The organism is Liquorilactobacillus sp. (assembly GCF_047719775.1).
GTDB lineage: Bacteria > Bacillota > Bacilli > Lactobacillales > Lactobacillaceae > Liquorilactobacillus.
The window spans coordinates 64,099-78,376 of sequence record NZ_JBDNTS010000009.1 but is presented as its reverse complement, the minus strand read 5'-3'; the positions used below and the strand labels follow the sequence as shown (position 1 = coordinate 78,376).

Here is a 14,278-nt window from a genome sequence, read left to right as displayed (position 1 = left end):
TTATGCCATCATAATTGAATGGCATAAATCCGTGTTTTCTTTATATTATGGTGCCTAATTTACAAATAAGCTTTTAAATTCATCATATCCTGTTTTTTCTAAATCAGATACTGGAATAAAGCGCAGAGCGGCTGAATTAATACAGTAGCGCAGGCCACCTTGATCAGTTGGTCCATCGGTAAAGACATGTCCCAGATGGGACGAAGCTTCTTTACTTCTGACTTCAGTACGATGCATTCCCAATGACCAATCACTTTTTTCGGAAATATGTGTTCTGTCAATTGGTTTAGTGAATGATGGCCAGCCGCATCCAGCATCATATTTATCTGTTGAACTAAATAGTGGTTCACCGCTGACAACATCAACATAGATTCCCTCTTGGTAGAAAGCATCATATTTACCGGTAAATGGGCGTTCGGTTGCCGCATTTTGTGTGACTTCGAATTCTTCTGTCGATAATTGTGCTCTAAGCGTTTCTTTGTCTGTCATAGTGTAAATCCCTCATTTCTATTGTACGTTTACGATCATAATACATACTAATAAAAACAAAGTAAAATGATTGGATTGAGTATTCAATGGATCATGTCGGACTTGAACCGATGACCTCCTACTTGCGAAGCAGGCGCTCTCCCAACTGAGCTAATGACCCGAAAGTAACGTAATTCATTATAGCATATGAAAGTCATTAAGATAAGTTAAATATACATGGTTATGATACTATTATTTTGAGCAATAAAAATGAGGCGGGGACAAGTATGGAAATATTATTTGAAATTTTAGGAGTAATTATAACAGTTATTATCGCAAATTTTTTGGCGCAGCGGTTTAAAATAATTCCACGAGCTATGTGGCAGATTTTATTGGGTATTTTAATAGCGGTAATTCCCGGATTAGCGAAAATTGAAGTTAGCCTAGATCCCGAGTGGTTTATGGTTTTGATTATTGCACCGTTACTTTTTTATGAAGGCCAGCAGACAAAAATCAGAATTGTTTCAAAAAATTTGAAGAAAATTATTCAGCTAGCAGTAATTCTAGCAATTATTACAATGCTCTTTTTAGCTATAATACTTAAATTTGCTTTTGGTTGGCCAATTGCACTGGCATTAGCTCTCGCAGCTATTGCAACTCCTACAGATGCGACTGCCCTTGAATCTGTCAAAGAGGGTCTGGTAATGCCAGCAGAAATAGAGCGTTCCTTGAACTTTGAAGCGATGTTTAACGATGCATCAGGATTAGTAGCACTTGAACTTGCTGGAATTTGGGCAATCACAGGCCATTTATCACCAGGTGAAAGCATTTCAAAATTCTTGTTTGTTTCTTTAGGAGGCACATTATTTGGAATTATCAGTACACTAATAATAGTAAAAATTAGACAAACTCTACTGAGAAGCCAGCTAGATGATTTAACAGGACACGTTATGTTACAAGTCTTGACACCAATCATTATTTATATGTTAGCGGAAGAGGTTCATGTATCAGGTGTGATCGCGGTTGTGATTGCTGGAATTTTTCATCGGGAAGAACAAGATCGAACTATGCTTCAGTCTTCACAGATGATTAATCTGATTAATCAGTTTTGGCAAATTTTAACTGATTTATTGAATGGAATTGTTTTTGTAATACTTGGAACTTCGATTATTCAAATTTTTGCACGTAAATTGAATGTCGCTGAATGGATCAGCTTGATTAGTATTGCAGTTACAATCTATTGTGTGATGACCGTAGTTAGGTTCAGTTATGCTTATATACAGAATAGGGAAAGTAGCAGTGCGTTTATTTTTGCGATTAGCGGTGTTCACGGAACGGTGACACTCGCATTAGCTTTGACTATTCCACTAACGATGAATTTAGGCCGCGATTCAGCGATTGTACAGGAAATTCTTGGAATTGCAGTGTTTGTAATTTTGCTAAGCCTGTTGACACCACTAATAGTTTTACGTTTCTTTCTAGAAAAGGAAGAAACCGCATATACAGATGAAGAATTACGCAAAGCACATGCAGAATTAGTTAATGCTGCAACTAATTATATTGAGCAACTTGAAATTGAAAAAAATATGAAACAAAAGTTATCGTTAAGCATACGTTCGCAATTAGGCTATGAGGATTCGCACAGGGTCGATCGTCAAGAATGGCATGCTGTGATGAAACAATTGAATATCAAACGTGATGAGGCTGTGAGAGCGGCCGCTAGTACAGGTATTTTGTCAGTGGATGCAATCAATCTCTGGGATAAAATAATGTTCAAAAGTGCTGATATTGATAAGAGAGCATTCAGGCGCAGTCGAATATATGGAGAATTTATTAAGCACAATTGGAGATATTTTTTAAGAAAGCTATTTAAAAGAAATGATGTTAACCGTGAGATAACACATACTAAAAATAAGATTGCTAAGTATAAACAACGATTGGGCAGGGCCAAAAATGAGAATAAGCAACAGCAGATTACAGAGCGGATAAAGGCTTGCAATCAGCGATTATTGATGCTCGAAAAGTATGCGGATGTTGATTATCGCAATAAGTGGGTGAGGGCATATAACGAACTCGAAAGCTTTTTTGAACCAATTGATAAAGAGTTTATCAAGGACTTGGAGAGTAAAACAGATGATAAAACAATCGTAGTTACCTTGAAGCAAAGTATTCTGATGGAACAAAATAGAATGGAAAAACGATTGAGTTCTAAGGAAGAAGAAAATAATGAATTGAGTAAGATTCTACAATATGAATTAACACAAATAAATTTAATGATTCAAAATGATAAAATCGGTTCAGAATTGGGCAAGCGATTATATTATGAAGTGGCAGCGGCACAAAACTTGTTATTAAATTCATAATTAATTAAAAAAGTGTAATTTAATCATTTGATAAAAAGCGAACTATATATCATTTCTCTAACAAAATAGTTTGACTTTTTATCAATAGATGATTATTATAAAAGTTATCCCACTTACGGAGGTAGTGCTTTTGCGAAGTAAACAAGTTTTCAAGGGGAATTTTTTTCATGCACCTACATATGGTAAAGCCGAATATTTAGAAAAATCACTAATTACTGTCAATAAGCAAGGAATTATTGAGAATGTGCAGGCACAGAGTGATCTCGATTACCAATTGGCATTAACGGAAGCAAGAGTCAATAATTTGTTAGTCGATTTTGGAGATAAGTTTGTTCTGCCAGGATTTATAGATTTGCATATTCACGCACCACAATGGCCTCAGGCAGGAGTTGCATTAGATGAGCCGCTGAACGTCTGGCTTGATGAATGTACTTTTCCACTTGAAGCAAAGTATAGTGATATTGAATTTGCTAAGACAGTATACTCTGATTTGGTACAACAGCTGCTTAACCGTGGAACGACAACTGCTGTCTATTTGCAACACAGCATCTTGAATCGAGCATTGAGTTGGCAAAAATCTCTGCACGATTGGGGCAAAGAGCTTTTGTTGGCAAAGTTGCGATGGACAATCCTGAACAGACACATGATTATTATCGTGATGAGAGCAGTGAACAAGCAATTGCTGATACAGAAGCGTTTATCGTAAGAGTTAGAGAGCTTGCAAGGGATGTTGTTCAAGGTGTCTATCCGGTTGTGACACCAAGGTTTGTACCAAGTTGTACAGATGAGACTCTTAAGGGCCTTGGGATACTTGCACAGAAATATGATACTTATGTGCAAACACACTGTAGTGAAGGCCAATGGGAACATGGCTATGTTCTTGACAGATATGGTAAGCGAGATACAGATGTTCTTGCTGATTTTGGCTTATTGAACAATAAATCTATTATGGATCATTGCAATTTTGTGAATGACCATGATGGTGAACTGTTCGCAAAGCATGGTGCAGCAATTGCGCATTGCCCGATTTCAAATGCTTACTTTGCAGATGGGGTTTTGCCGGTCAATCGTTTGAAGAAACAAGGTGTAAAAGTTGGTCTTGGCACAGATATTTCAGGAGGATTTTCTCCAAGCCTGTACGATAATATCAAGCAAACGGTTATCTCAAGCAGAATGTTAACGGATGGTGTCGATGTAACTATTGAACAAGAAAAAAGAGGTGTTCTAAATTCTAGAGTTTCAGTGCTAGAAGCCTTCTACCTTGCAACTCATGGAGGGGGAGAAGCATTGAATCTGCCAGTAGGGCTCTTCAAAGAGGGACAAATCTTTGATGCTCAAGTTCTTGATCCAAAGCAGACTGCTAATAGTTTACCGGGTTTTGATTTATATACAGAGCCATTCAGTCGATTAGCCAAGTTATTGTATTTAAGTACTCCTGCAAATATTACGGAAGTATGGGTCCAAGGCAATAAAGTAAAATAATCTTAAGGAGATTCAGGAAAAATGGGAAAAGCAAGTGAAATCAGGTCCTCCAATCTTTCAATTGGCGTGGATGAAAAAATTTCATGGCAACAGTCACTAATTTTAGGTTTACAACATGTTCTGGCAATGGATGTTTATGTTCCACCAGTGATTATTGCATCGGCGGTGGCAATGTCGGCAACAAATTCAGCTGCACTTATTCAATCAACATTTTTGGGTGCAGGGATTGCATCATTAATTCAAGTTCTCTTTTTTCTACGATTACCAGTGTGTCAAGGGCCATCCTTTGTTCCAATTGGTGCTTTAGCAGGTATCATTATCAGTGATGGCGGGAAATTAGATACAGCAATGGGTGCAACATTAATTGGTGCGCTTGCGGTTACATTATTAGGACTTACAGGCGTATACAAGTATATTGTAAAGCACTTTATTCCATCAATTGTTAGTGGAACCATTATCATGATTGTTGGGTTAACCTTACTACCAACTGCTTTCACAAGTAATATCTATGTCTCAACGAAGACACTGTCAATGGATCAAAATGTTTTCTTAGCCTTTATTACAGCCGCAATTATGATTTTATTTTCTATGCTGGGAGTATATTTTTCCAAATTTGGTAGAATTTTTAGAATTAGTTCAGTAATTATTGCTCTAGCTAGTGGTTCCTTTGCAGCATCTCTGATGGGTGGCTTGAACCTCTCATCTGTTGCAAGTGCACCATTCTTCAGCCTACCACATGTTGCCTTCATTAATTATGGCTTGTCATTTAATTGGTCAGCAATCTTAACAATGCTTGTTATTTACATGGTGTTGCTGGCTGAAACAACGGGAACCTGGTTTGCCGTCAGTGCAGTTATCGAAGAACCTTTGAAGGATGAACAAGTTAATCGTGGAGTAATTGGTGAAGGAATTGGCTGTTTTATATCTTCATTGGTAGGCGCAACGCCACTAACTGGGTATTCAACTAATGCTGGTATTATTTCGATTACAGGTGTTGCAAGTCGCAGAGTCTTTGTGGGTGCATCAATCTTCTTTATTGCTTTATCATTCCTAGGTAAGTTGTCAGCCTTGATCAATGCAATACCTTCAGCCGTTATTGGTGGAGTATTTGCAGTTGTTTGTATGGTAATTATGTTGAGTGGATTCAGAGTTATTAAGAATGAAGAGTTTTCGGAACGTGAATTGTACATCATAGGTGTTCCATTGATTTTTGCGATTGGCTTATTATTCATGCCATCCTCATTATCAAAAAATGCACCACAGTTATTACAATACTTACTAGATTCACCAATTGCGATTAGTGCAATCGTTGCGATTATAATGAATAAATTAATTCCTGCGAAATAAAATAAATATTCTATAAAAAAAAAGATCGAGTCAAAAATTAAAATTTTGATTCGGTCCTTTTTTGATTCTTCTTAAACTTGATTTACACGTCCAAGTTTTGTAAGGCACTTCACTTATGGCACACTCCCTTATCTTTTCTTTGAAATCTAGAAATAACCCTGTATAGATGGTTCTCCATTTTCAAGAAGAAGAATCTCATTAGCACATCTTAGTGACGATTGCTGTAGAACTTCGCGTGAACTTGCACCAATATGCGGAGTTAGAATGACATTTTCGAGTACTTGGATTTCTGCAACAGAATGGAGTTGTCCAGAATCTAAAACATCCAATGCAGCACCTGCAATTTTGTGTGCAGTTAAAGCCGCATACAAGGAATCACTGTTAATTAGTGCTCCACGCGCGGTATTGATTAAAAAAGCATTTTGCTTCATTTGGTTAAAGAAATTATCATCAATAATTTGATTAGTCTCAGGTGTTGCAGGGACATGCAAACTGATAACGTCAGAAGCTTTAGCGATTTCATCTAATTCAACTTGAGTTCCATAAGCGAGTTGTCTTGGGTGATGATTATAGACTAAGAGATTGATTCCAAAAGGTTGCAGGATAAGGCTTAATTTATGGGCAATTTTACCGTAACCAATTAAACCGATTGTTTTACCAGCCAATAATTCACCATCGTAGAATTTATTCTTACGATTGACAGGGATTTTTTTTAATAAATCAAGAATGAGTGTCAGTGTCAATTCTGCAACTGACATAGCATTAAGGCCAGGTGTATAGGTCAGCCTTATTTTATTTCTTTTAATGTAATCAAGTGGTAGGTTATCAACACCCACACCATGACGAGCAATTATTTTCAGATTTGGAAATAAATCAAGTTCGGAAGGAGTAATCTTGGTTGCACGAATTATCAATGCAGTTACTGTAGTAGGATCAAGCAATTTCATGCTTTCTTTAATTGTTTGCGGCTGAGATAAGCGAAATACAGCAAAACCTTTTTCTTTAAGTAAAATAACACCATCATCGGCGATTGGGTCAACAACATAAACTAATTGCATGTCAAACATCCTTCCTTCTTAATTCATTCAAGATAGCTATTAAAGGATTCATCATTTTTAATGAAATCGCTACTTCAATATAATAACACCTACTGTGAGTAGTATAATAATAAGTTTTGATGTTTTTAAGATCACTTCTAGAGAAATTATTGAAAATTCAAAAAGTGTGATTAATAGTTCTATTTTTTTGAAGACGATACAAGACAAAAGTTTCCAGTGAATTAATGAGTTAAGTATTAAAGGCAGTTCAAAATAAGTGAACATCTTCCGGTTTTTATATAAATATGCTATTTTTTGTTGTATATTATAATAGTTGGGATTTTTTATACAATAGCGGAGTATGGTACATCCTTAAAACCTCCGAAAAAAAACAAAGGGAGATAATATAAATGAATAAAACTACAAGTCCTTCAAGAAAACCTAGTGAGTTGGAAGGCGTAACACAACTAGGAAATCAGCACACATCATATCCTCAAGATTACACACCTCAAGTCCTTGAGACTTTTATAAATAAGCATCCAGAAAATGATTACCTTGTTACATTCGACGGTTATGAGTTCACAAGTCTTTGTCCAAAGACTGGGCAGCCAGATTTTGCCAATGTTTTCATCTCGTATATTCCTACTGAAAAAATGATTGAAAGCAAGAGCCTTAAACTATACTTGTTTAGCTTTAGAAATCATGGCGACTTTCACGAAGATTGCATGAATATTATTTTGGATGATTTATACAAATTAATGAATCCAAAATATATTGAAGTCTTTGGCTTGTTTACTCCGCGTGGGGGCATTTCAATATATCCTTTCGTAAATCGTGTAAATCCAAGTTTTTCAAATAATGAGATTGAACAATTGGCCTTTCAGAGAAAGTTACAATTTTTAGGTAATATTCAAAATTATGGTCGTTCAATTAGATAGGAGTTATGCTATGGGGCAAGTTGTATTATTGTCAGGTGGGATGGACTCTGCTGTTTGTCTTGCACTGGCAATTAGAAAGTATGGTAAAAAAAATGTTACTGCATTAGCTTTTAGTTATGGACAAAAACATGCGATGGAGATTAAAAATGCACGTAATGTTGCAAATTATTTTGGTGTAAAAATTGTGGTCGCAAAGGTTGATGCACAAATCTTCCAAGGTTCTAACTCAACGCTTCTGCAAGGTAACGGACCAATCGAGCATAAAAGCTATAACGAAATTCTTAAAGAAAGTGGCGAGGGGACAGTTGACACATATGTTCCGTTTAGGAATGGGCTAATGTTATCACAGGCTGCTGCGTTAGCGTACAGTCAAGGGCTAGCCGAAGTTTCATACGGTGCTCATGCTGATGACGCAGCTGGAAGTGCATATCCAGATTGTTCACCTCTGTTTTTTGAATCAATGGCAGCAGCAATCTCGGCTGGTACTGCTGGGAAGGTTTTGTTAATTGCACCGTTAATTGAGAACAATAAGGCAGGCGTGGTTAAAATAGGAACAAGATTAGATGTCCCTTTTGAGTTAACGCGTTCTTGTTATGAGACAGGCAATGTATCTTGTGGTGAATGCGGAACATGTCGCGATCGTATTAGGGCATTTAAGGAAAATGGGTTGGAAGATCCAATTGAATATGCAACTAAGATTGAACGGAAAAGCGATTAGTTGATTAGAAAAAAATAATGGATGGTTAGTTAAATGAGTGGGAATAAATTAAAAATTATAATTCTAAATGCAGTTTTAGCAGCAATTTATGTAGTTATTACTATGATATTTTACAGCTTTTCTTTTGGGGTTATTCAAGTGAGAATTGCTACAGCATTGTATCAATTAGTGGCTTTTAATAAAAAATATTATTGGGGAATGGTCATAGGTGTGGTTGTCGCTAATTTATTAATGAGTCCATTTGGGTTAATTGATATACTAGTTGGTTTGGGTGTTACAGGCTTGGGACTGGGGGTTGCAATTTTTATAAATAGAAGAATTAAAAACATCAATATTCGGTTACTGGTTGTGGGATTATGTGTGTCTTTTGGAATGATTTTCGTGGCAACCGAACTGTTTTATATTAGCAAGGCTCCTTTCCTAATCACATATGTATATTTGTTTTGTGGTCAATTAGTAGCTCAAATTATCGGGGCAATAATTTTTAAGATTATCAACAAAGCAATAAATTTGCATGAAATAATGAATTAAGAAAAAATGTGGTAATCGTCAGTAAATTTTGAACAATTGAAATTAATCAAAGATTTTTGATGATTGACACGAATTTATCTAGAATCAATGAAGCGGAGTGTGCCATAAGTCGGGAAAATTTGAGTATTAACTCGGAATTACGAGCATCGTGAGTACTTTGCTATGAGTAATTCGAAGTTAGACGGAGAGTTTTGACTTATGAAGCATGTTTATACGGAATAAATAGAGGGGCTGAATCAAAAGATAACTTTTGACTTGGCCCCTCTCACTTAATTAAGATTTAATTAGTTATTTAATGTTTGAAAACGTGGATCTAACACATCAGTTCCCTGACGAGCCTCTAGGTCATCTAGAAGAGCGCGGACTTCATCGGTACTTTTAGCGCTCATTAGTTGTTCACGGAGCTGATGAGCGTTTCGTAAGCCGCGGACGTAAATCTTAAAGAAGCGACGTAGGGCAACAAACTTACGTGACTCGAAACGTGCATAGAAATCATCAAAGAGATCCAGTTGAGTGCGCAGCAGATTGAATGTTTCTGCAAGAGTATGCTGTTGCGGTGTAATTTCAAAACAAAATGGATTTGCAAAAATTCCTCTGCCAATCATGATTCCATCAACACCAGGATGCTGCTTTGCAAGTTCCAACCCCGCAACGGCGTTATTAATATCGCCGTTAATTTGAAGCAATGTTTGCGGTGCAATTTTATCACGCATCTTAATGATTTCATCAATGAGCTCGTAATGTGCCGGAACTTTGCTCATTTCTTGCCGGGTTCTGAAGTGAACAGTTAGGACCCGAACATCTTGTTTCAATAAAAATGGAATCCATTCTTCAAATTCTTGGATGTCGCTAAAACCTAATCTTGTTTTTACACTAATTGGTAGACCACTTGTCTTAGCGGAGGCAATAATCTCTTTTGCTTTGTCAAAGTGACGAATCAAGTCACTACCACCACCATTTTTGACAACTGTTCCATCTGGACAACCCATATTCAAATCAATTGCTTGATATCCGAGCTTTGTAACTTCTTGCACAGCCTTAGCAAAATCCTCACCCTTATCCCCCCATAATTGGGCAACAGGAATTTGTTTTTCTGATGGATCAATATACAAGCGTCCTTGAACAGAGAATTTCGCTTGGGGATGAGTTACTGATCTAGCATGAGTAAATTCTGTATAAAATACATCCGGTGGGCAGGCTTGAGTTACAACGCGACGAAAGACAGTATCTGTTACGGCTTCCATTGGTGCAAGACTTATGAATGGCCGCTTATTTCCTTTTTTATCAGTAGCATTAGCAACGATGTTTTTCCAAAAATCGGTGTTTTCTGTTGGCACTAAAGACACCCCTCTACTTTAAATTTTACTAAAAAATTAAACTAATAGTTATATGATAATTGCCCACTAATTATGGGGATTATTAGACAATTTTGCAAGTTTTTTGATTAATTTGTTTCACTTGAAATTTATTTCTGAAGGGGCTGAGTCAAAAGTTAAGTTTTGATTCAGTTCCTCTATTTATTCCGTATAAACGTGTTTCATAAGTCAAAACTCTCCGTTTAACTTCGAATTACTCATAGCAAAGTACTCACGATGTTCGTAATTTCGAGTTAATACTCAAATTTTCCCGACTTATGGCACACTCTCTGAATCAAAAATTAAATTTTGAGCTAATTTTTCGGTACAAAGCAAAAAAGTTCTGATATTATCCGATTTCCATCAATTAATATCAGAACTAATATTGGATTGTTTCTTGATCCCGAATAAACGAGCTCCGTAAGTCGAAACTTTTCGTTTAACTTCAAATAATTCATAATCTTATATTTATGACATGCAAGTAAAAACCAATTATAGTTAGGCTTTTTGGATGCTTAACTTTTTCTGAATAAAGCCTAATATAAAATCTGAAATTATTGTCATTAAGGCGGTAGGAAGAGCACCAGCTAAGATTATTGCGCCACCATTTGTTGCATTCGTTCCGCGAATGATTATATCACCAAGACCGCCTGCCCCAACGAAGGCACCAATGGCTGTAATTCCAATTGCGACAACTAAGGCATTTCTGATACCACCCATTATCACTGAAAGGGACAAGGGAAGTTCAATCATATACAAAATTTGAAATTTGGTCATCCCCATACCTCTGCCTGAATCTAAAATATTGGGGTCAACGTTTTTAATGCCTGCGTAAGTGTTTTTGATGATTGGCAGTAAGGAATAAAGGAATAATGTTGCTATAACAGTGTTGACTCCCAAGCCAAGGACTAGCATAATCATGGAAAGCATCGCTAATGAAGGGATTGTTTGAATAAGGTTAGCGAGCCCAATAACGAAGGAACTTAGGTACTTTTTTCGTGCAATAAAAATGCCTAAGGGGATTCCAATAAGAGCAGCAAGCAATACTCCATAGATGGATATTAAAAAATGGCTCGTGAATTGCTGTAGAACGTAAGTACCATTATGGTTTAAATAATACCAAAACTGATCCCAAGTATTTAAAGAACTCATTAGTTATCCGCTCCTTTAAAATAGTTGTTTTTTTCAAGAAATTTCTGAGCTACCACAGAAGGTTCTAGTAAATTGTTATCAACTTGATAATTTAGTGACTGCATTGTTTTGAGTGAGATTTTTCCATCGAGTCGATGCAAGAGAGGACTCAATTTAGGGTACTTTTTCAATATTGAATCATTTACCACCATAGAACAGTTGTATGGTGGAAAGAATTGCTTATTGTCTTCCAGTATTTTTAAGTTGTAGCTCTTAATTCTACCATCAGTTGAGTATCCTAAAACGGTTTGCATTTTACCAGCTTCAACTGAATCATATACTAGTCCAATTTGCATTGGATATACTCGCTTGAAATCAAAGCCATAATATTTAACAAAATCACTATAGCCATCACCTTGGCGGTTCACCCATGAGGAATCAACTCCAGCATTCATTTTAGAAGCGATTTTTTTTAGGTCAGAAATAGTATTCAAATTATTTTTTCTAGCGAAGCTTCTGGTAGTCATGAACGCATATGTGTCAGCGAATCCGTATGAAGGGAACCAGGTTTGGTGATAGCGCTTTTTAAATTGTTTTTTAACGATAGCCGTTGCTTCTTTGGGATCTTTTACACTTTTCATTTGAAGAACACCTGTGATGTCAGTCCCAGTGTAGCGTGTTGCTGAGATATCTGCATCATTGCGAATTAATGCTTGATGTGCAACTGTAGATGAACCTAAATTATTAAGTAAGGTTGTTTTATAGCCAAGTTCATGATTAATAAGTTCTGCAATTATATTTGCAACAATTTGAGATTCGGTTGAACTTTGTGAGGCAATTCTTATATTAGGTGTACTTTTCGCCGAACCTAGTAGACTACAAGAAGTCAACAGGCAAGAAGAAAAAGCTAGCAATATTGAAAGTACAATTTTATATTTTTTAGTCATAGTATTCCTCCGTTAAAGATTTGAAGAAGTTGGGGTAAGCCTTTTTTCCAATTTTCCTAATAGAAAATCAGTCAAGATAGCCATTATGGCAACAGGAATAGTTCCCCCAATAATCAAACTTGGTTGGAAGAGATTTAGGCCATTAAAGATAAAATCACCAAGTCCACCTCCGCCTATGTAAGATGCAAGTGTTGCCCAAGAAATTACATAAACAGCAGAAAGTCTGATTCCTGCCATGATTACGGGCATTGCAATTGGAATTTCTACTTGAATAATTGACTGGATATTGGTCATTCCCATCCCTCGGACACTATCTTTTAAAACTGGGTCGACACCTTCCATTCCGATATACGTATTACGCAGGATAGGTAATAAGGAATAAATAAAGAGTGCGATGATAGCTGGTAATTTTCCAATTCCAAAGAGAGGTATCATTAAGGCGAGAAGGGCCAGCGAAGGGACCGTTTGTAACATACCAGCAATAGCAATAACTATTTTTGCTGTTTTTGGTGTGCGTGTTAGGATAATGCCCAGTGGAACTGCAAAGAGGATTCCAAGAATTAATGCAAATGCGGATGTATAAAGTTGTTCCCATGCTTTAAGGAGAAGTTGTCCACCATATTCATTTAGGAATGCAATCAAATTAATTACCTCCTTTTTCATAAATATCTTGGAAAACTGATGCTTCAGCATTATCTGCATTTCCCCAGATAATATCGTAAACCATATTCACGAGTGCTGAACGTGTAACTATTCCCTGCAGCTTGTTGTCTTTGTCAACAACAGGAGCATATTTAAGTCCTTGCTTCAAGATGCGGTCCGCACTATCGCGGATAAGAGTATCTGTGTTAATTTTAAAAATTTTAGTGTTTAGAATGTCTGAAACACTATTAGAACGATTATAGTGAGAAGCAAAAGAAGAAATATCAATGTAGCCTTTTAAATGGTTATCGTCATCAGTTACCAACAGTGTATCAACATGTTTTTCACGCATGATTTGAATAGCATTTCCTAAGGATTTGCCTGGAGTAATCGAAACGGGGTCTTTGAGCATTATTTGCTCTGCGGTAGTAATGTCTGCCCTAGCTTGAATTAATCGTTCTTCTCCGATTAGTTTGCGCACAAAATCGTTTACCGGATGATTTAATAATTCATTTGGTGAAGCGTCCTGAATGACTTTGCCTTCATCCATGACAACAATTTTTGTTGCAAGTTTTAGCGCCTCGTCCATGTCATGGGTGACAAAAATAATTGTTTTTCCAAGTTGTTGTTGTAGGTACATTACAAGTTCCTGTAGATTCTCACGAGTGATTGGATCAAGTGCTCCAAAGGGTTCATCCATCAGGATTAAATCTTGATTTGCTGCTAATGCACGAATAACGCCAACTCTTTGTTGCTGTCCGCCAGAAAGTTCGGAAGGATAACGTTTTAGATAACTTTCAGGTAATTCGACCAGCTTGATTAGTTCTTTAGCCTTGGCTTTTTTCTTGTTTTCGGGCCATTTTAAAAGCTTTGGTACAATTGTAATGTTTTGATAAATATTCATGTGAGGAATGAGTCCGATACTTTGAATAACATAGCCAATTTTTTTTCTAAGATTGACAGCATCGAGTTTTTTAATATTTTGTCCATTGAAAATAATTTCTCCACTTGAAGGCTCTAACATCCGATTAATAGTTCTCATTATGGTTGTCTTCCCAGAACCCGAAGTACCGATGAAACACACAAATTCTCCCTTGTTGATGGAAATATTGACATGTTCAACCGCAACGTTGTCTCCACGATAAACTTTGCTAACATCTTTAAATATTAAAATTGGTTCATCTTTTGTCATGTATTATTTCCCCCTGCTTGAAGTCAAGATATAAACTCTCTATCGTAACCATAGCACACCTAATTTATATAACCTAAGGAAAAGTGATTAAGTGAGCGAATGAACGCTAATTTAACAGCAATCTAAA

The 14,278-nt window shown here is 36.5% G+C and carries 12 protein-coding genes, 1 tRNA gene and 1 pseudogene; 6 read left to right on the top strand and 8 right to left on the bottom strand.

All coding sequences use genetic code 11. The features are described from left to right. Positions 1–54 precede the first annotated feature (54 nt). Both msrB and ABF682_RS06530 read right to left on the bottom strand, forming a co-directional pair. The gene (msrB, locus tag ABF682_RS06535; RefSeq protein WP_289980259.1) at positions 55–489 is read right to left on the bottom strand and encodes a peptide-methionine (R)-S-oxide reductase MsrB; all 435 of its coding nucleotides are present in this window, start codon (positions 487–489) and stop codon (positions 55–57) included. 87 nt (positions 490–576) lie between these two features. Beyond that, positions 577–649, bottom strand: a tRNA-Ala gene (locus tag ABF682_RS06530). Between the two features lie 106 nt (positions 650–755). Here ABF682_RS06530 and ABF682_RS06525 point away from each other — a divergent pair. The 3 genes and pseudogenes from ABF682_RS06525 to ABF682_RS06515 all read left to right on the top strand — a co-directional run bounded on the left by ABF682_RS06525 (position 756) and on the right by ABF682_RS06515 (position 5,660). After that, complete coding sequence (locus ABF682_RS06525; protein ID WP_415619324.1) at positions 756–2,831, top strand: cation:proton antiporter; 2,076 nt, start codon at positions 756–758, stop codon at positions 2,829–2,831. Positions 2,832–2,961: 130 nt separating this feature from the next. Beyond that, a pseudogene (guaD, locus tag ABF682_RS06520) lies at positions 2,962–4,313 on the top strand (guanine deaminase). 21 nt (positions 4,314–4,334) lie between these two features. After that, positions 4,335–5,660, top strand: coding sequence for a uracil-xanthine permease family protein (locus tag ABF682_RS06515; RefSeq protein ID WP_289980253.1), 1,326 nt, complete (start codon positions 4,335–4,337; stop codon positions 5,658–5,660). Between the two features lie 146 nt (positions 5,661–5,806). On the opposite strand, the gene ABF682_RS06510 is transcribed toward ABF682_RS06515, so the two are convergent. Continuing rightward, the gene (locus ABF682_RS06510) at positions 5,807–6,718 is read right to left on the bottom strand and encodes an NAD(P)-dependent oxidoreductase (RefSeq protein ID WP_415619323.1); all 912 of its coding nucleotides are present in this window, start codon (positions 6,716–6,718) and stop codon (positions 5,807–5,809) included. Between the two features lie 389 nt (positions 6,719–7,107). Between ABF682_RS06510 and queF the strand changes: the two genes are divergently transcribed. From queF to ABF682_RS06495, 3 genes are read left to right on the top strand one after another with little or no spacing between them, the layout of a single operon-like run. After that, positions 7,108–7,635, top strand: coding sequence for a preQ(1) synthase (gene queF / locus ABF682_RS06505; RefSeq protein ID WP_415619322.1), 528 nt, complete (start codon positions 7,108–7,110; stop codon positions 7,633–7,635). Between the two features lie 10 nt (positions 7,636–7,645). Then, the gene (queC, locus tag ABF682_RS06500) at positions 7,646–8,353 is read left to right on the top strand and encodes a 7-cyano-7-deazaguanine synthase QueC (RefSeq protein ID WP_415619321.1); all 708 of its coding nucleotides are present in this window, start codon (positions 7,646–7,648) and stop codon (positions 8,351–8,353) included. 33 nt (positions 8,354–8,386) lie between these two features. Then, positions 8,387–8,884, top strand: coding sequence for a QueT transporter family protein (locus ABF682_RS06495; protein WP_289980244.1), 498 nt, complete (start codon positions 8,387–8,389; stop codon positions 8,882–8,884). A gap of 284 nt (positions 8,885–9,168) precedes the next feature. On the opposite strand, the gene ABF682_RS06490 is transcribed toward ABF682_RS06495, so the two are convergent. The 5 genes from ABF682_RS06490 to ABF682_RS06470 all read right to left on the bottom strand — a co-directional run bounded on the left by ABF682_RS06490 (position 9,169) and on the right by ABF682_RS06470 (position 14,151). After that, a complete protein-coding gene (locus tag ABF682_RS06490; protein ID WP_415619320.1) occupies positions 9,169–10,221 on the bottom strand; it encodes a tRNA dihydrouridine synthase in 1,053 nt (350 codons plus the stop codon). A gap of 516 nt (positions 10,222–10,737) precedes the next feature. Further along, positions 10,738–11,391, bottom strand: coding sequence for an ABC transporter permease (locus ABF682_RS06485; protein ID WP_289980243.1), 654 nt, complete (start codon positions 11,389–11,391; stop codon positions 10,738–10,740). Next, on the bottom strand, positions 11,391–12,317 hold the full coding sequence (locus tag ABF682_RS06480; RefSeq protein WP_415619319.1) for an osmoprotectant ABC transporter substrate-binding protein: 927 nt from the start codon (positions 12,315–12,317) through the stop codon (positions 11,391–11,393). The genes ABF682_RS06485 and ABF682_RS06480 overlap by 1 nt, the downstream gene beginning before the upstream one ends. A 12-nt stretch (positions 12,318–12,329) precedes the next feature. Continuing rightward, positions 12,330–12,959 (bottom strand): ABC transporter permease, encoded by a 630-nt coding sequence (locus ABF682_RS06475; protein ID WP_415619318.1) that lies wholly within the window; start codon positions 12,957–12,959, stop codon positions 12,330–12,332. Position 12,960: 1 nt separating this feature from the next. Next, positions 12,961–14,151: a betaine/proline/choline family ABC transporter ATP-binding protein gene (locus tag ABF682_RS06470; protein WP_289980236.1), complete on the bottom strand. Its 1,191-nt coding sequence runs from the start codon at positions 14,149–14,151 to the stop codon at positions 12,961–12,963. Positions 14,152–14,278: the final 127 nt, after the last annotated feature.

Bases quoted from the DNA above. Each gene is read 5' to 3' on its own strand.
- msrB (WP_289980259.1), bottom strand. From the start codon at position 489: ATGACAGACAAAGAAACGCTTAGAGCACAATTATCGACAGAAGAATTC.
- ABF682_RS06525 (WP_415619324.1), top strand. From the start codon at position 756: ATGGAAATATTATTTGAAATTTTAGGAGTAATTATAACAGTTATTATC.
- ABF682_RS06515 (WP_289980253.1), top strand. From the start codon at position 4,335: ATGGGAAAAGCAAGTGAAATCAGGTCCTCCAATCTTTCAATTGGCGTG.
- ABF682_RS06510 (WP_415619323.1), bottom strand. From the start codon at position 6,718: ATGCAATTAGTTTATGTTGTTGACCCAATCGCCGATGATGGTGTTATT.
- queF (WP_415619322.1), top strand. From the start codon at position 7,108: ATGAATAAAACTACAAGTCCTTCAAGAAAACCTAGTGAGTTGGAAGGC.
- queC (WP_415619321.1), top strand. From the start codon at position 7,646: ATGGGGCAAGTTGTATTATTGTCAGGTGGGATGGACTCTGCTGTTTGT.
- ABF682_RS06495 (WP_289980244.1), top strand. From the start codon at position 8,387: ATGAGTGGGAATAAATTAAAAATTATAATTCTAAATGCAGTTTTAGCA.
- ABF682_RS06485 (WP_289980243.1), bottom strand. From the start codon at position 11,391: ATGAGTTCTTTAAATACTTGGGATCAGTTTTGGTATTATTTAAACCAT.
- ABF682_RS06480 (WP_415619319.1), bottom strand. From the start codon at position 12,317: ATGACTAAAAAATATAAAATTGTACTTTCAATATTGCTAGCTTTTTCT.
- ABF682_RS06470 (WP_289980236.1), bottom strand. From the start codon at position 14,151: ATGACAAAAGATGAACCAATTTTAATATTTAAAGATGTTAGCAAAGTT.